The 15,747-nt window shown below is 57.4% G+C and carries 15 protein-coding genes and 1 pseudogene; 9 read left to right on the top strand and 7 right to left on the bottom strand.

The annotated features are described in order from the left end of the window. Nucleotides 1–131 precede the first annotated feature (131 nt). The 4 genes from AC0J4F_RS03095 (at nt 132) to lpdA (ending at nt 6,874) form a co-directional block, all read left to right on the top strand. Nucleotides 132–3,119 carry a 2-oxoglutarate dehydrogenase E1 component gene (locus AC0J4F_RS03095; RefSeq protein ID WP_133949174.1) on the top strand — a complete coding sequence of 996 codons (2,988 nt, stop codon included), beginning with the start codon at nt 132–134 and terminating at the stop codon, nt 3,117–3,119. Between the two features lie 63 nt (nt 3,120–3,182). Then, nucleotides 3,183–4,709: a 2-oxoglutarate dehydrogenase complex dihydrolipoyllysine-residue succinyltransferase gene (gene odhB, locus AC0J4F_RS03090; protein ID WP_473025372.1), complete on the top strand. Its 1,527-nt coding sequence runs from the start codon at nt 3,183–3,185 to the stop codon at nt 4,707–4,709. A 40-nt stretch (nt 4,710–4,749) separates the two neighbouring features. Continuing rightward, nucleotides 4,750–5,364 (top strand): LysE family translocator, encoded by a 615-nt coding sequence (locus AC0J4F_RS03085; protein ID WP_133949170.1) that lies wholly within the window; start codon nt 4,750–4,752, stop codon nt 5,362–5,364. Between the two features lie 106 nt (nt 5,365–5,470). Then, complete coding sequence (gene lpdA / locus AC0J4F_RS03080; protein WP_473025371.1) at nt 5,471–6,874, top strand: dihydrolipoyl dehydrogenase; 1,404 nt, start codon at nt 5,471–5,473, stop codon at nt 6,872–6,874. A 73-nt stretch (nt 6,875–6,947) separates the two neighbouring features. Here the strand turns inward: lpdA and AC0J4F_RS03075 are convergent, their stop codons facing one another. Beyond that, nucleotides 6,948–7,517, bottom strand: coding sequence for an NADPH-dependent FMN reductase (locus tag AC0J4F_RS03075; RefSeq protein WP_473025370.1), 570 nt, complete (start codon nt 7,515–7,517; stop codon nt 6,948–6,950). A gap of 119 nt (nt 7,518–7,636) precedes the next feature. On the opposite strand from AC0J4F_RS03075, the gene AC0J4F_RS03070 reads away from it, so the two are divergent. The 4 genes from AC0J4F_RS03070 to AC0J4F_RS03055 all read left to right on the top strand — a co-directional run bounded on the left by AC0J4F_RS03070 (nt 7,637) and on the right by AC0J4F_RS03055 (nt 10,611). Continuing rightward, on the top strand, nt 7,637–8,518 hold the full coding sequence (locus AC0J4F_RS03070) for a LysR family transcriptional regulator (protein ID WP_473025369.1): 882 nt from the start codon (nt 7,637–7,639) through the stop codon (nt 8,516–8,518). Nucleotides 8,519–8,596: 78 nt separating this feature from the next. Then, entirely contained in the window at nt 8,597–9,550 is a 954-nt protein-coding gene (locus tag AC0J4F_RS03065) for a tyrosine recombinase XerC (protein WP_473025368.1), read from the top strand. Nucleotides 9,551–9,831: 281 nt separating this feature from the next. Next, a complete protein-coding gene (locus AC0J4F_RS03060; RefSeq protein ID WP_473025367.1) occupies nt 9,832–10,263 on the top strand; it encodes a serine/threonine protein kinase in 432 nt (143 codons plus the stop codon). 114 nt (nt 10,264–10,377) lie between these two features. Then, nucleotides 10,378–10,611, top strand: coding sequence for a hypothetical protein (locus AC0J4F_RS03055; RefSeq protein ID WP_133949161.1), 234 nt, complete (start codon nt 10,378–10,380; stop codon nt 10,609–10,611). A 57-nt stretch (nt 10,612–10,668) separates the two neighbouring features. Here the strand turns inward: AC0J4F_RS03055 and AC0J4F_RS03050 are convergent, their stop codons facing one another. Then, complete coding sequence (locus AC0J4F_RS03050; protein ID WP_473025366.1) at nt 10,669–11,337, bottom strand: cation efflux transmembrane domain-containing protein; 669 nt, start codon at nt 11,335–11,337, stop codon at nt 10,669–10,671. A gap of 74 nt (nt 11,338–11,411) precedes the next feature. Between AC0J4F_RS03050 and AC0J4F_RS03045 the strand changes: the two genes are divergently transcribed. Further along, entirely contained in the window at nt 11,412–11,834 is a 423-nt protein-coding gene (locus AC0J4F_RS03045) for a MerR family transcriptional regulator (RefSeq protein WP_473025365.1), read from the top strand. 11 nt (nt 11,835–11,845) lie between these two features. Here the strand turns inward: AC0J4F_RS03045 and AC0J4F_RS03040 are convergent, their stop codons facing one another. The 5 genes and pseudogenes from AC0J4F_RS03040 to AC0J4F_RS03020 form a co-directional block, all read right to left on the bottom strand. Continuing rightward, nucleotides 11,846–12,736: a DUF5996 family protein gene (locus AC0J4F_RS03040; RefSeq protein ID WP_473025364.1), complete on the bottom strand. Its 891-nt coding sequence runs from the start codon at nt 12,734–12,736 to the stop codon at nt 11,846–11,848. A 101-nt stretch (nt 12,737–12,837) separates the two neighbouring features. Then, nucleotides 12,838–13,482, bottom strand: a complete 645-nt coding sequence (locus tag AC0J4F_RS03035) for an NADPH-dependent FMN reductase (RefSeq protein ID WP_473025363.1) — start codon at nt 13,480–13,482, stop codon at nt 12,838–12,840. A gap of 90 nt (nt 13,483–13,572) precedes the next feature. Beyond that, the gene (locus AC0J4F_RS03030; protein ID WP_473025362.1) at nt 13,573–14,457 is read right to left on the bottom strand and encodes a haloalkane dehalogenase; all 885 of its coding nucleotides are present in this window, start codon (nt 14,455–14,457) and stop codon (nt 13,573–13,575) included. Beyond that, on the bottom strand, nt 14,454–14,957 hold the full coding sequence (locus AC0J4F_RS03025; RefSeq protein ID WP_473025361.1) for a winged helix-turn-helix transcriptional regulator: 504 nt from the start codon (nt 14,955–14,957) through the stop codon (nt 14,454–14,456). Before AC0J4F_RS03025 ends, AC0J4F_RS03030 begins: the two co-directional genes overlap by 4 nt. Continuing rightward, nucleotides 14,954–15,680 (bottom strand): annotated as a pseudogene (locus AC0J4F_RS03020) (enoyl-CoA hydratase/isomerase family protein). The gene AC0J4F_RS03025 and the pseudogene AC0J4F_RS03020 overlap by 4 nt, the downstream one beginning before the upstream one ends. Between the last annotated feature and the right edge of the window lie 67 nt (nt 15,681–15,747).

The following is a 15,747-nucleotide window of genomic DNA, read 5'->3' as shown; positions in this document are numbered from 1 at the left end:
GTGACCTTTGGGTAAACACCCAATATTTCGAGGGGCCGGTGGTGCGCATCGGTCTTTGTAGGGAACCGGCCGCGGGCCAGTTTTTTGGCTCGCCAAAGAATAAGGGCGGAGAAGCCCTCCGCTGAGTGAACATGGCACGGCAGGAAGCGAACAACGTATTCGCACTGACGTCGTTGCTTTACGGCGCCAACGCAGCCTATATCGAAGACCTCTACGCCAGCTATAAGACTGATCCCAATTCGGTTGATCCGGAGTGGCGGGATTTCTTCGCGGCATTCCAGGATGAAAAAGACGCGGTTTTGAAAGAAGCCCGCGGCGCGCCCTGGAAACGGAAAGACTGGCCGCTGGAAGCCAGTGGCGACCTCGTCAACGCGTTTGACGGCAATTGGGCGCCAATCGAGCAGAAGCTCGAAACCAAGCTCAAACAGAAAGCGGATACGACCGGCACACCGATGTCGGATGCAGAGGTGCATCAGGCAACACGCGACTCCGTCCGTGCGCTGATGATGATCCGGGCCTACCGCATGCGCGGTCACTTGCACGCAGATCTTGATCCGCTGCAACTCGCGACACCCGGCGATCACGAAGAGCTGCACCCCTCATCTTACGGCTTCACCGAAGCCGATTGGGATCGCAGGATCTTCATCGACCATGTCCTGGGTTTGGAATATGCAACCATTCGCGAGATGCTGGACATCCTGAAGCGGACCTATTGCTCGACGCTGGGCGTTGAGTTCATGCATATTTCTGATCCGGCAGCAAAGTCGTGGTTGCAGGAGCGCATTGAGGGTCCGGACAAGCAAGTTGCTTTCACCTCCGAAGGCAAGAAGGCGATTCTCAACAAACTTGTTGAAGCCGAAGGTTTCGAAAAGTTTCTGGACGTCAAATACACCGGCACAAAACGTTTCGGCCTCGATGGCGGTGAAGCACTGATCCCGGCGCTTGAACAGATCATCAAGCGCGGCGGTCAGATGGGCCTCAAGGACATTGTCCTTGGGATGGCCCACCGCGGACGCCTCAACGTGCTGACCCAGGTGATGGCGAAACCGCACCGCGCCGTATTCCACGAGTTCAAGGGCGGCTCTTATGCGCCGGATGACGTGGAAGGTTCGGGCGATGTGAAGTATCACCTCGGCGCGTCTTCCGACCGCGACTTTGACGGCAACAACGTCCACCTGTCTTTGACAGCCAACCCGTCCCACCTCGAGATCGTAAACCCGGTCGTTCTGGGTAAGGCGCGGGCCAAGCAGGACCAGCTGGCGGCCAAGGAAGACGGGACGTTTGTTGAAACAACAGAAGTCGAACGCGGCACCGTTCTTCCCCTTCTGCTCCACGGGGACGCGGCCTTTGCCGGTCAGGGTGTGGTTGCTGAGTGTTTCGGCCTGTCCGCACTGCGTGGTCACCGCACCGGTGGTTCGATCCATGTGATCATCAACAACCAGATCGGCTTTACGACCAACCCGCGTTTCTCGCGTTCGTCACCGTATCCGTCGGACATGGCGAAAGTTATTGAATCACCGATTTTCCACGTGAATGCGGATGATCCGGAAGCCGTTGTCTTTGCCGCCAAAATCGCGATTGAATACCGGCAGACTTTCGGTCGTCCGGTGGTCATCGACATGATCTGCTATCGCCGGTTTGGTCACAACGAGGGTGACGAGCCAGCATTCACCCAGCCGATCATGTACCGCAAGATCCGCAAACATCAGACCACTTTGCAGCTGTATTCCGATCGGCTGATCAAGGAAGGTGTGATGAGCCAGGAGGAAGTCGACCAAATGAAGGCCGACTGGCGCAAGCACCTGGATGGTGAGTTTGACTCCGGTCAAGCATTCAAACCGAATAAGGCCGATTGGCTGGACGGCAAATGGGCCGGCATGAAGCGTGCGGATGATGAAGAAGATCCTCGTCGCGGTGAAACCGGTGTGGCAATCGATGAGCTGAAAGACATCGGTCGCAAGCTGACCAAAATCCCGGACGACTTCAACGCGCACCGCACGATCGCCCGCTTCATGAACAATCGCGAGCGAATGATCGAAACTGGAGAGGGCATCGATTGGGCGACCGCCGAAGCAATGGCGTTTGCAACCTTGCTCAAGGAAGGTCATCCGATCCGGTTGTCCGGTCAGGATTGTGAGCGCGGTACGTTTTCGCAGCGGCATTCCGTGCTCTATGATCAGGAGAACGAAAACCGCTACATTCCGCTGAACCATGTCGGGGAAGGCCAGCAGCGCTACGAGGTCATCAACTCGATGCTCTCCGAAGAAGCGGTGCTCGGTTTCGAATACGGCTACTCGCTAGCTGAACCTCGTGCCCTCACTTTGTGGGAAGCGCAGTTTGGTGATTTCGCCAACGGTGCGCAGGTTCTGTTCGATCAGTTCATTTCGTCTGGTGAGCGCAAATGGCTGCGCATGTCGGGTTTGGTCTGTCTGTTGCCGCACGGCTACGAAGGCCAGGGACCCGAGCACTCCTCTGCACGCCTCGAGCGGTTCCTGCAGTTGTGCGCGGAAGACAACATGCAGGTGGCGAACTGTACGACACCGGCCAACTACTTCCACATCCTGCGCCGCCAGCTGTGCCGAGACATTCGTAAGCCATTGATCCTTATGACGCCGAAGTCGCTGCTCCGCCACAAGAAGGCCGTTTCAAAGCTCGCGGAACTCGGACCGGACAGCACCTTCCACCGCTTGCTGTGGGATGATGCGGAATCCAATCCGGCAGCCGAGACCAAACTGGTTTCCGACGACAAGATCAAGCGTGTCGTGATGTGTTCCGGAAAGGTTTACTACGACCTTTACGAAGAGCGCGAGAAGCGTGGCATCGACGATATCTATTTGTTCCGGATCGAGCAGCTCTACCCATTCCCGAAAAAAGCTCTGATGATGGAGCTGGCCCGTTTCCCGCAAGCGGAAATGGTCTGGTGCCAGGAAGAGCCGAAGAACATGGGAAGCTGGTTCTTCGTCGAGCCTTACATCGAGTGGGTTCTGGAGCAGATCGATGCCAAGCACAAGCGCCCGCGTTATGCAGGCCGCGCGGCAATGGCGTCCACGGCTACGGGTTTGATGTCCGCGCATTTGGCCCAGCTGCAGGCATTCCTCGAAGAGGCACTCGGAAACTGATCACGAAGGGGGCGGTGGCCACCTTCATCGAAATTGGCCTGGGAAATTTAAGAGAAGGCAACCATGGCAACCGAAATTCGCGTCCCAACGCTTGGGGAATCCGTATCTGAGGCAACCATTGCTCAGTGGTTCAAAAAACCGGGCGACGCCATCAATCAGGATGAGCCGCTGGTCGAGCTGGAGACGGACAAGGTAACCGTTGAAGTTCCAGCACCGGCATCCGGCACACTGGAATCCATCGTGGTCAAGGAAGGCGACACCGTTGAGGTTGGCGCTCTGCTTGGTCAAATCGCAGAAGGTGCAGGCGCTGCAGCTGCCGCACCGGCGGCTTCCGTGCCGGCTGCTGCCAAGACAGAAGCTCCGGCGGCCAAAGCTGAGCTCGTTGACGTTGTCACCCCGAGCGCGGGCGAAAGCGTGACCGAAGCTGAAGTTGGCGAATGGAGTGTCAAGGTTGGCGATACCGTCAAGGCGGACGACACGCTTGTCGAACTGGAAACCGACAAGGCCGCTCAGGAAGTTCCAGCTCCAGTCGCAGGCACCGTTGTCAAGATCGCGGCTGAAACCGGCGCAACCGTCGAGCCGGGCGTTCTGCTCTGTCAGATCGATCCGTCCGGTGCAGGCGCTGCCGCCGCCGCCCCGGCTGCAGCAAGTGCTCCGGCTCCAGCAGCTGCCACTCCAGCACAGAGCACTGGCACCTCCATGCCGCCGGCACCGTCTGCTGCCAAGATGATGGCGGAAAACAATCTCTCTGGTGATCAGGTCGCCGGCTCTGGCAAACGCAGTCAGGTCCTGAAGGGCGACGTCATCAACGCCATCGCCTCCGGTGCGACATCGGCCTCTGCTCCGGCGCCGGCAGCTGTTGCCCGTGGTCCGGTTGCAGCCGAAGACGAAGTCCGCGAAGAGCGCGTCCGCATGACCAAGCTGCGCCAGACCATCGCGCGCCGCCTGAAGGACGCCCAAAACACCGCAGCTATGCTGACCACCTACAATGAGGTGGACATGGGCCCGGTCATGGAACTGCGCAAGCAGTACAAGGATCTGTTTGAGAAGAAACACGGCGTGAAGCTCGGCTTCATGGGCTTCTTCACAAAAGCTGTAACCCATGCGCTGAAAGAGATCCCGGCTGTGAATGCCGAGATCGATGGCACGGACATCATCTACAAGAACTTTGCCCACATCGGTGTTGCCGTTGGTACGGACAAAGGCCTGGTAGTTCCGGTTGTCCGGGATGCGGACCAGATGTCAATTGCCGAGATCGAACAGGAAATCGGCAACCTCGGCCGCAAGGCACGGGACGGCAAGCTCGGTATGGCCGACATGACCGGTGGGACCTTCACCATCTCCAACGGCGGTGTCTACGGTTCGCTGATGTCTTCGCCGATTCTGAATGCGCCGCAGTCTGGTATTCTGGGCATGCACAAGATCCAGGAACGTCCGATGGCCGTGAACGGTCAGGTGGTGATCCGCCCGATGATGTATCTGGCCCTGTCCTATGACCACCGGATCGTCGACGGCAAAGAAGCCGTCACCTTCCTGGTGCGCGTCAAGGAAAGCCTGGAAGATCCGCAGCGTCTGGTTCTGGATCTCTGATCCGGACCAGTCTTCCTGTCATGCTCAAAGGAGCCGGACAATGAGCCTGGAGTTTTTGATCACCGCTTTGATCGTGGTGCTGGTCCCCGGAACCGGGGTCGTCTACACGGTGGCGGTCGGTCTGGGCAAAGGCCGGCAGGCGGCAATCGCTGCCGCCTTCGGCTGCACGCTGGGCATCATCCCGGCAATCCTGGCGTCTGTCATCGGATTGGCCGCGCTGATGCACACCAGCGCGCTGGTCTTTACGGCGGTCAAATATGCCGGCGTGGCATACCTGCTTTATCTTGCCTGGCAAACGCTGAAAGACAGCGGTCCGCTGGAGTTGAAGGCGGACAAGTCCAACCGCAAAAGCATGCTGGCGACGGTTCGCACCGGGTTCTTGATCAATATCTTGAACCCGAAACTGACCGTGTTTTTCTTGGCGTTTCTGCCGCAGTTTGTCAGCCCGCAAGCGGCCAATCCAACTCTGGATATGGCTTTGCTTGGCGGTGTGTTCATGGCGATGACCTTCGCGGTGTTCATCGTCTACGGCATGTTTGCGGCCCTTGTCGGGGAGAAGGTGCTGCGCAGTGATACGGTCATGCTCTGGATGCGCCGTGCTGTTGCGACAGCTTTTGCAGGTTTTGGCTTGCGCCTTGCGCTTGCAGAGCAGTGATGAGGTCTTTGCAAGACCTTCGAATTTCATTCTCCGGTTTCTGTTCTGACAACCGGTTTTAAAAGTGTCCGTTAGGGATAGATAGAAAGAGGCTAAGGCGACCCAAATGTCCCAATATGATCTTGTCGTCATTGGAACCGGCCCGGGCGGCTATGTTTGCGCAATCAAGGCGGCTCAGCTCGGCCTGAAGACAGCCGTTGTCGAAAAAGAAGCGACCCTTGGCGGCACCTGTCTGAACATCGGGTGTATCCCGTCCAAGGCTCTGCTGCACGCATCAGAAATGTTCCATGAAGCGGGCCACGGGTTCGAGAAGCTCGGCATCAAGGTTGCCAAGCCGAAACTCGATCTGCCGGGCATGATGAAACACAAGAGCGACGTTGTTGACGCCAATGTCAGCGGCATTTCGTTCCTGATGAAGAAAAACAAGATCGACGTCCACGCCGGAATGGGCAAGATCCTGGGTGGCGGCAAAGTCGAAGTCACTGACAACGACGGCAAGGCATCTGTTATCGAAACGAAGAACATCGTGATTGCCACCGGCTCCGATGTGATGCCGTTGCCGGGCGTGGAAATCGACGAAAAGCAGATCGTCTCCTCCACCGGCGCGCTGGACCTTGAAAAAGTCCCAGGCAAAATGATCGTTGTCGGCGGCGGTGTGATCGGTCTGGAGCTCGGCTCGGTCTGGAATCGTCTCGGCGCTGAAGTCACCGTTGTCGAGTTCATGCCGAAGATCCTTGGGCCCATGGATGGCGACATTTCCAAGAACTTCCAGCGGATCCTGAAAAAACAGGGCATGGCCTTCAAGCTGTCTTCCAAGGTCACGGGCGTTGAGAAGAAGGGCAAGGGCCTTGCGGTTTCCGTTGAGCCCGCAGCCGGCGGCGATGCGGAAGTTCTTGAAGCCGATATCGTCCTGGTTGCCATTGGCCGCCGTGCGTACACGGAAGGTCTTGGGCTTGATCAGGCCGGCGTTGTTGTCGATGACCGTGGCCGGGTTCAGATCGACAATCACTACAAGACCAATGTCGACGGCATCTACGCAATCGGCGATGTGGTGGTCGGACCGATGCTCGCGCACAAGGCCGAGGATGAAGGTGTTGCGGTTGCCGAGATCCTCGCAGGCCAGGCTGGCCATGTGAACTACGACGTCATTCCGGGTGTTGTTTACACCCAGCCGGAAGTCGCCTCTGTCGGCAAGACGGAAGAGGAGTTGAAGGCGGCTGGTGTTGAGTACAAGACCGGTAAGTTCAACTTCACGGCCAATGGCCGCGCGCGAGCCATGAACGCGACCGACGGCTTTGCCAAGGTTCTGTCCGACGCCAAGACCGATCAGGTGCTCGGTGTGCATATCGTCGGTTTCGGTGCTGGTGAAATGATCCACGAAGCCTGCGTTGTCATGGAATTCGGCGGGTCCGCGGAAGACCTCGGCCGTACGTGTCATGCGCACCCGACCATGTCGGAAGCCGTCAAGGAAGCCGCCATGGGGGCATTCGCCAAGCCGATCCATTCCTAAGAGGTCTGGAAAGTTTGAAATCAAAAAGCCCGGGCAAGCGCCCGGGTTTTTTTAACTTTTGTCCTGAAGATGTTTAGGCGGCGCGCTTGGCGCCTTGCGCAGCAGATACCAGATTCGACAGGATTTCGCGCAAGGAGCGCTCCAGGTTCTCATCGGCCAGTTTGCCCGCTTCCGTGTCGAACTTCTCGCTGAACGGCCCGATCGAGACGCTGCCCCGAATGTCGGCACCAAAGAAGCCCGCCGACCCGACCGCTGATTTCAGGACGCTGGCAGCGCCGCCCGGTCCCATGGACGCGGACAAAGCTACTTGCGGCTTGTCCTGAAAGACCTTCATGTTGATGCGGGAGGCCCAGTCGAACACGTTCTTGAAGGCGGCGGTGTAGGTGCCGTTGTGTTCGGCATAGGAAACAATCAGAGCATCGGCGGCACTAATTTTTTCATGGAACCGCTTGGCCTCTTCCGGAATGCCGCCTTCGGTTTCCCGGTCAATGCTGTAGATCGGCATCTCGTAATCATTCAGATCGATGATCTCGATCTCCGCATTTGGATCCAAATCGGATGTGATGATGTCGCTTGCGGCCTGAACCACCTGCTTATTGATGGATTGGCGGCTGTTTGTTGCTGCGAATGCTAGGATATTCATGGCTCAACCTCTTTGGTGATGTCCCACTGTCATCGTGTTGAACCCAATCTAGTATGTTGTATATTTGCTTTGAAGGTATCGATATCCGCATCTAATGCGCGAAAATGTGACATAAGACTATGCAGCACTGGACCGAAATTCGAACAGCCGCGCGTGTTGCGCGTTTGGGGACGGTAAGCGCTGCCGCCGAGTCTCTAGGCGTTCACCGGGCGACCATCAATCGCCACGTCGACACCCTAGAGGCGGCAATCGGCGGCAAACTGTTTCAGCGCCATGCAAAGGGCTTTACGCCGACCGATCTCGGGCGTGAGTTGCTTCGCATTGCGGACACCGCCGACGAGCAGTTCGAGGAATTACATCGCAAAGCGCAAGGACAGGGAGATGCGCTGAGGGGCGACTTCATCGTGACGTCCATAGCGACCTATGCGCCAATCCTGATGCCGATCTTACGCGCCTTTGGCGACAAGCACCCGGGCCTTACCATCCGGTTCATGGTTAGCGACAGCCTCCTGCGCCTGGAGTATGGCGAGGCGCATGTCGCGTTTCGTGCAGGTGGCCGGCCGGAAAACCCGGACAATGTGGTTCGGGAGTTTGAACGAATTGAAATCGGTCTGTTCGCCCATCATAACTACATTGACCGGCACGGCCTGCCCAACGGGGCAACTGACTTCCTAAAGCACCGGTTCGCCGGAACCGTGGATCCGAACACGAGGGCAGGGTTCCAGCGTTGGCTGCACGAAAATGTCCCGGCTGAGTGTATTGCATTCCGTTCCAACTCGATGGGCACACTGGCGGAAGCTGTTCTCTGCGGTAATGGAATTGGGTTTCTGCCACGTTTGGCCGCTCTTGAACGCGGGGACCTGGTCGAAATTGTTCCCCCGGATCCGGATTGGCTCTCGATGATGTGGATGGTCACCCATGTTGATCTGCACCGCTCGGCGAAAGTGCAGGCGTTTTTGAAGGAGTTGGACCATCTGCGGCGGACCGGCGATTGGCTCTAAAGGGAAATTCTCCAACTGAACCGGGCAGTCCGCTGGCGGATTAACGAAACGCTCGGAAGTTGTCACTAGTTTTGGGACATGTCTCACAGCGCTGCCGATTCTCTGCTCGTCACAGCCAAACCGGATCTCAATGATCGGATCGCCAAATGGTTGGATCATTTGTCCGATGAGCGGCGCTTGTCCGACAAGACGATGATTGCTTATGAGCGGGATCTACGTCAGTTCCTGCGCTTTCTGACAGATCATTTGGGTGGTGCGCCGGGGGTTAAAGATATTGCGGACTTGCGCCCAGCGGATTTCCGCGGATTTTTGGCACAGCGCCGCCGCAATAAGGTCCAAAGCCGCTCGCTGGCACGCGGCCTGGCTGGGATCCGCTCGTTTCTGAAATTCCTGGAACGCCGGGGAGAGATCAACGCTGCTGCCTCGGATGCCGTCCGACCACCGCGTCAATCGCGTTCGTTGCCCAAGCCGTTGTCCGCACAGGATGCCATCGACATCACCAGCGGTGATCTCGCGATGGAAACAGAGGCCTGGGTGGAAGCGCGCAATGCAGCTGTTCTGACCCTGCTGTATGGTTGCGGACTGCGCATTTCCGAAGCGTTGTCACTGACTGGAAAGATGGCCCCGCAGCCAGGTACGAAATCTATGCGAATTGTCGGCAAAGGCCGCAAGGAGCGGATCGTGCCAATCCTGCCGGCCGTGTGTGAGGCGGTGGCTTACTACGTGAAGCTCTGCCCTTATGCGATCTCACCAGACGGTCCGTTGTTTCTCGGGGCGCGCGGCGGTCCGCTAAACCCGCGGATGATCCAACTGTCCATGGCCAAACTGCGCGGCGCACTCGGTCTTCCGGAAACCGCAACTCCCCACGCCTTGCGCCATTCCTTTGCAACGCATTTGCTCGCAGGTGGGGGGGATTTGCGAACCATTCAGGAATTGCTTGGTCACGCAAGCCTGGCATCCACCCAGATCTATACCGAGATTGACAGCGCCCATTTGCTGGCCGCCTATGACAAGGCGCATCCGCGGCGATAGTTAACTCTGTGTTCCGATCCGGAGGTGGACGGTCAACATTGCAGAACCTGCTATCCGTCGGGTCTTCGCGAGCTATGGTCTGAATGCGCAATCTACCGCCGGAATTTTAAGGCGACGGGCTTTTAAGACTGTGCATGGCATCCCACTTGATTGGCAGGCCAGACCCGGCATCATGGAGTGGGGTGAAACGGGATGACTGGTAACGTTTCGGACAAGGCCGCTGTGATAAACACCGTCTTGCACTGAAGCAAGCGCAACGCATCATGGAGCGGAGGAGCAGGATGCAAGGAACGCTTTTAGCCGTCGCTTTCGTGGCCGGATTGGCGGTCTTTTCTTTGCCTGCACAGGCACAAACGGGATCAGGAACCGAAAGAATTTACTGTCCGATTCCGGAGGACGGTGTGTGGGTCAATCCGGACGCAGCTCCCAAGGAAATCAGCCGGGTTGAGGTAGAAAGCCGATGCGAAAATGAACAGGTATTTGTGCGCGCTCGGGCGTTTACCTCCTGTATCCCCCGTGACTGCAAGTGGGGATGGACCAAGGGGGAACTCCGCTCCGATGGTGCCGTGCGGGTCCTGTTGATCGGGTTTTTAAGCAGTAAGGATATGACTTTAAAAGCCTTTGGGGATTTGCTCGATGTCCGTGTCGTCAATATCCTGAATGACTTGTCTGAGCCAAACGAAACAAAAGTTTACAATCTCCGCCGCAAATAGTTCGGATCTTAACTCTGGCATAAACAGCTGGAAGGTTTTTCTTGGTGATCACTTCGATCTGAGTTACGCTAGGTCACGTAAAGGGATTGCACGAGCAAACAGAGGGAACAGACTATGCGTCTATTAACTACTGGTATCGCGGCCCTTGCGGTCAGCACTTTCGCACTTGCCCCGGCCCATGCCTGCTCTTGGGGCAAAACGGCAAAAGCGAAAGACATGACCGTTGCCGAAACGACTGTGGCGCCTGAGATCGACACCGAAATTTCCATCGCCACCAATGACCTCAGCGATCAAGTCCTTCAGGAAATGACAGTTCCGGAAGTTGAGACTGAGGAGCCAGCGGAATAAACGACAGCACTCAATGCTCCAAAGCACCCGCTGCTATGGCAGCGGGTTTTTTTATGCCTAGCGGACAACACTATCAGGTGCAGTGCCATGTTCGTGGTCCGAGCCGGTCTCAGTGTCCGTCTGCCTGTACTCTGCGATCGCCTGTTTGAGGATCTGCACTGCGGAGTTGACAAAGAGGCTCGCCATCAGACCAGCGACGATGAGATCCGGCCAACCAGTCGCCGTTCCCCAAACCCCAAGTGCCGCCAGCATAACCGCGACGTTGCCGATCGCATCGTTGCGGGAGCAGAGCCAGACCGAGCGGACATTGGCATCACCATCCTTGTAGCGAACCAGAACCAGGACACTGATCAGGTTTACAGCCAAAGCCAGGAACCCGATGGCTCCCATGATTTCAGCTTTTGGAGTTCCAAGGACAAGAATCTGGTAAGCGGTCGATCCGCCAACCCAAAGACCCATCAGCAACAGGCTTCCGCCTTTGAACAACGCTGCGATTGCCCGGGTTCTCAAAGATGCTCCGATAACAGCCAGCGAAATTCCGTAGGTGATCGCATCGCCGAAAAAGTCGAGCGCATCGGCTTGTAGTGCCTGGGAGCGCGCCGCATGTCCGGCGGCCATTTCCACGACAAACATGGTCGCATTCAGGGCGATCACCAGCCACAGCCGCCGTTTGTAATCCTGGGAAACCCCATCGAATTTTGCGTTCGATCCGCAACATCCGGACATTGAACTGAACTCCTTGATTTTTATTTCTTGGTTCTGTGTAATCCCTATAGCGGCTAGAGGTTCAAGAGGGTTTTATGGATTTTTCAATCGGAGAATTGTCAAAGGCGACAGGCGTGAAGGTTCCCACAATCCGCTACTATGAAAAAGAAGGGCTTATCGAGGCCCCGATACGCACAGAGGGCAATCAGCGGCGTTACCAAACGCGGGATCTCGACCGGCTTCGGTTCTTAAAACACTGCCGGGATCTTGGTTTGCCGATGGAGGCCATCCGGGAACTGATTGACCTCAGCCTTCATCCGGACCAGCCTTGCAGCAACGCAAACCGAATTGCGGCTGAGCAACTCCAAGCCATCCGCGCGCGCATTGCGCATTTGAAAAAACTGGAAAAGGAACTGGCCCGGATCAGCGCAAGCTGCACCGGCGAGCACCCGGCCGCCGATTGCAACATTTTGAAAGCCTTCGGCGATCATGATCTGTGTTTGTCAGATCACAAGTAATCGCGATGAAATCAGCTGTGCTGATGCGCAAGATCCTCAACTGGCCAATCGGCCTTGACCGCCGCACCGACATAGACACTGTTCAGGAATGAGAGGATTGCGGCCGCCGAATCGGCGGCCTTGCGGGCATCTTCGTATGTCAGGATCGCCAGTGCACCACCGTTCTTTTCAGCCCAGAAGGCGTCAGCTGGTTGCAGGTTAATCTGGTTCATTACCTGCGGTTCCGGATAGGCATAGCCATAAAACGCGGCTTCGGGAAAGCTATCATCTCCGGGCCAGAACCCAATTGAAATCACCTCGTGGGAGTAGGCCTCGCGATCGGACTGTGTGCCGCCTTCCAAAGGATGTGCCCGCCCGGAGAACCGGGTCACGACCAGGTCAAAGGAATGCCAGTAGAGCTGAACCGGTGTCTGTTTGCCGACAAATCCCGAGCGGTAAGTCTCAAAGACGCTGGAAATTGAACAGAGCGCCCGCCAGAAATCGGAAACGGCCTTTCGGTCGTAAGCGCGCGGTGCGGTGTCCTCCGGAAATGGCACCTTAGATTTGTTGTCATACGGAACGGCAACGATCTTCACTGAGATGCCCAGCTGCTCAAGTCGGGAGAAAAGCGCTTCATAAAATTCAGCAACAGTGAGACCGGGCGCTGAAAACGATGCGCTTTCGCCATCGTTCCGGCTGATGGTCACTGTGTGATCAAGCATGTCATAGAGAATTTCAAAGCCGCTGGTGCCATACGGAATGCGCCCGGTCGTCAGGCCGCGCACGTGGGGATAAAGCGTCACATGCCACCAGTGATTCAGTTTCGGATGGGCCTTTAGGCGGATCTTGCCGATCATCTGCAAGAATAGATGCAGCGTGTCCTTCGTTTCCGACCAGTCCTGATAGGGAAGTGCGGGCAGCATGCCGATCTCCTGACAATTCACTTGAACAATGGCGTTGGAAGCCCTTCTTGACCAGCATATAGGCGCGTGACCGGCCAAGCCCAGCCGGTTCCATCCGAAAATTAAGGCGCGTTGCGCTGTGAGGGATCCTTGTCAAAGGCCTTGGTCGCAATCGCTTGCTGGCGTTGGCGGCTTGCAGCCTCCGCCCACCAGGTCAGCTGGTGCAGGGTGCGCCCGATGTACCCGTCCCATTTGTCGGCATCGACACCTTCAAGGTAACGGCCTTTTTCATCAAACACGTCCTGTGCTTTCGGCACATGGATCATGGCGGAAACTGGAAGACAGCCGAGCTCGCTCAAATAGGTGCGCATGTTGACGGCCGCCCGCGCGCCGCCCCATTGACCCGCGGAATACGTCGCAATCGCGCTCGGCTTGAAGGAAAAACTGGAACTGCCAAAATGATTGAGTAGATCCGCAAGCGCTGGGCTCATGGAGTGATTGTATTCCGGCGAGACCATCACATAGCCGTCCGCACCTTTGATCTTTTCCGACAAGGCTTCAAGCGCCTCTGGCGCCCGCCCGGCTACATAGGCGAAATGCGGCTTGAATACTGATTGCGGCTCGAATTTGAGCGGATCAATGATCTCGACGTCGGCCCCGGCCCGGACGAGTTGCGCCGCGCAGGCCGTGGCCACCCGCTCGCCGAGCCGCGCTGGCCTTGGCGGCGTGCTCTGTCGCACCGACCCCAGAAACACCAACAATTTCATGACCTGCCCTATATCCGATGACATTGCCGTCGAAGAATGCGGGATGCTTGCAACCGTGAACAGGAAATTGTTGGATCTTCGATGTAAGGGCTACGAGCCAACAGCATCTTCAAGCCAACCCGCGACAGCGCGGCCAATCTCTGCACCACTGTCGTCCTGAATGAAGTGGCTTCCTTTGACAGTCACCTCTTGCTGGTTTTTCCAGGTCCGGCAGAAGTCGCGTGGGGCACCGATCAGGATTGCGCCGGGATCTGCATTGATGAACAGTTTGGGCAGGTCGTTTTCCGCCATCCAGGCTGCATAGTCCGAAGCGATTTGGGTAACGTCAGCTGGCTCGCCGCCTATCGGGATTTGGCGCGGCCAGGTCAGGGTCGGCCAGCGATCGTCCCGATTTTGAAAGGGCCGCCGGTATTCGGCTTGTTCTTCGGCGCTCAAGTCGCGCAGGATCGATCCGGGCAGAACACGGTCGACGAAAAGATTGCGATCGAGAATCAGCTCTTCACCTTTTTCGGATCGAAATCCTTGAAAGATCGGCGCCGCCTCAGGATTGAACTCAGACCAATCCGCCAGCGGCTTCACGATGCCTTCCATATAGGCAATGCCGGCGACCGCATTCCGGTGCCTGTTTGCCCAGTCGAAACCGAGTGCAGAGCCCCAGTCGTGAATGACGAAAATCGCGTTCTTGTCCACACCGACGGCTGCCAGAAACCCTTCCAGAAAACGTCGGTGGGTCTGGAAGGTGTAGGTGTCCGGTCCTGGTTTCGGCAGTTTGGCGCTGTCGCCCATGCCGATCAGATCCGGCGCAATGCAGCGCCCGAGATGTTCGCATTCTGGGATTACGTCCCGCCACAGAAAGGAGGAAGTCGGATTGCCATGGAGAAAGACGATCGGGCGCCCTTGCCCGCGCTCCACATAGGTCATGTCATGACCTTCGACGCTGATCTTTTTCTTTGCAGCTGCCCAGTCGGATGTCATGCGGTTTCCTCCTTCTTGTTTGCCCAGCGGGCCGTCAGGACGCGCGTATAGTCGCTCGCGCCGGGGCCCGGTACAGGTGTAACTTCCCGGGGCCCAAGCGGCCGCCCGTCCTGGGCCGTCACCGCCATGTCGCGGACCGGCAGACCGGTTGCCCGTTCTGTGAGCGTCATACGCGGTCCCCGGCCGTTGGGGGTCCATTTCTCCCCCCAATGCAGCAAGGCGACGAGCACCGGATACAGGTCCAGTCCCTTGTCCGTCAGCCGGTATTCATGGGACCGGCCATCCTCGGGCAAGGGGCGCTTTTCAACGATGCCCGCTTCGCTCAAGGTCTTGAGGCGGGCCGCCAGCACGCTCGACGAAATTCCGAGATGGGACTGCATGGCATCAAAAGTGCGCATGCCATTGAAGAGATTGCGCAGCACGAGCAGCGTGCGCCATTCGCCAACGATGTTCAGCGCCTGGCCAATGCCACAGTCATCTTCAATCGGCGCGCGGCTCATTTGCCCTTGTACTCCGGCGTTTTCTTGGCGAGGAACGACGCGATCCCATGCGCGCCGTCATGGGTTTTCATCATGGCGGCAATCGACCGGCTTTCCTTGTCGAGCTGGGTTTCCAGCCCTTCGGAATACGCGGTCTGCAAAAGGCGCTTCACACCGCCGTAGGCCTTGGTTGGTCCCGTGGCAAATTGGGCTGCGAGTGCACGCGCTTCTGCCATCAAATCATCCGGGGCGACCACACGGGTGACCAGCCCCCACTCGCAGGCTTCCTTGGCGGTCAAAACACGGTTGGTCAGCATCAGCTCCTTCGCCCGCAGCAAACCAATGTGCTTGGCAAGGAAATAGGACGACGACCCGTCGGGTGTCAGCGCGGAGGCCGTGTAAGCGGAGACAAATTTTGCCTTTTCGGACGCCAGAATGATGTCGCCGGAAATCGCGATGGAAAACCCGCCACCACCGGCTGAGCCGTTCACAGCAGTGATCACTGGCGCATCCATGTGCGAGAACCTGGAAAGTGCCGCATGAAGGATGGTTGCCATGCGGGTGACATGGTCTGCCTTGTCCTCCGCTTCATCAAATTCCTGCAAGTCTCCGCCAGCGTTAAACATGCGCCCGGATCCGGTGAGGATCACCGCGCGCGCCTTCCGCCTCGCACCGGCAGGCCGCATCGAAGAGTTCATCCGACATGCGGGCACTTAGCGCATTGGCATTGTCTGGCCGGTTCATGGTGATCTCGGCTACGCCGTTTTCGTGGCTCCAGAGGAGCGTTTGATAGTCCATTATTTTTCCCCCG

The sequence above is a fragment of the Roseibium sp. R5 genome, from assembly GCF_055755305.1.
The sequence above is the reverse complement of the archived record's forward strand: the minus strand, read 5'-3'. Positions and strand labels throughout refer to the sequence as shown.

What these genes read in the sequence shown, in the direction of transcription:
- AC0J4F_RS03055 (WP_133949161.1), top strand. Translation starts at nt 10,378, where the DNA reads ATGCGTCTATTAACTACTGGTATCGCGGCCCTTGCGGTCAGCACTTTC.
- odhB (WP_473025372.1), top strand. Translation starts at nt 3,183, where the DNA reads ATGGCAACCGAAATTCGCGTCCCAACGCTTGGGGAATCCGTATCTGAG.
- AC0J4F_RS03035 (WP_473025363.1), bottom strand. Translation starts at nt 13,482, where the DNA reads ATGAAATTGTTGGTGTTTCTGGGGTCGGTGCGACAGAGCACGCCGCCA.
- AC0J4F_RS03025 (WP_473025361.1), bottom strand. Translation starts at nt 14,957, where the DNA reads ATGAGCCGCGCGCCGATTGAAGATGACTGTGGCATTGGCCAGGCGCTG.
- AC0J4F_RS03095 (WP_133949174.1), top strand. Translation starts at nt 132, where the DNA reads ATGGCACGGCAGGAAGCGAACAACGTATTCGCACTGACGTCGTTGCTT.
- AC0J4F_RS03065 (WP_473025368.1), top strand. Translation starts at nt 8,597, where the DNA reads ATGTCTCACAGCGCTGCCGATTCTCTGCTCGTCACAGCCAAACCGGAT.
- AC0J4F_RS03085 (WP_133949170.1), top strand. Translation starts at nt 4,750, where the DNA reads ATGAGCCTGGAGTTTTTGATCACCGCTTTGATCGTGGTGCTGGTCCCC.
- lpdA (WP_473025371.1), top strand. Translation starts at nt 5,471, where the DNA reads ATGTCCCAATATGATCTTGTCGTCATTGGAACCGGCCCGGGCGGCTAT.
- AC0J4F_RS03075 (WP_473025370.1), bottom strand. Translation starts at nt 7,517, where the DNA reads ATGAATATCCTAGCATTCGCAGCAACAAACAGCCGCCAATCCATCAAT.
- AC0J4F_RS03030 (WP_473025362.1), bottom strand. Translation starts at nt 14,457, where the DNA reads ATGACATCCGACTGGGCAGCTGCAAAGAAAAAGATCAGCGTCGAAGGT.
- AC0J4F_RS03040 (WP_473025364.1), bottom strand. Translation starts at nt 12,736, where the DNA reads ATGCTGCCCGCACTTCCCTATCAGGACTGGTCGGAAACGAAGGACACG.
- AC0J4F_RS03050 (WP_473025366.1), bottom strand. Translation starts at nt 11,337, where the DNA reads ATGTCCGGATGTTGCGGATCGAACGCAAAATTCGATGGGGTTTCCCAG.
- AC0J4F_RS03060 (WP_473025367.1), top strand. Translation starts at nt 9,832, where the DNA reads ATGCAAGGAACGCTTTTAGCCGTCGCTTTCGTGGCCGGATTGGCGGTC.
- AC0J4F_RS03045 (WP_473025365.1), top strand. Translation starts at nt 11,412, where the DNA reads ATGGATTTTTCAATCGGAGAATTGTCAAAGGCGACAGGCGTGAAGGTT.
- AC0J4F_RS03070 (WP_473025369.1), top strand. Translation starts at nt 7,637, where the DNA reads ATGCAGCACTGGACCGAAATTCGAACAGCCGCGCGTGTTGCGCGTTTG.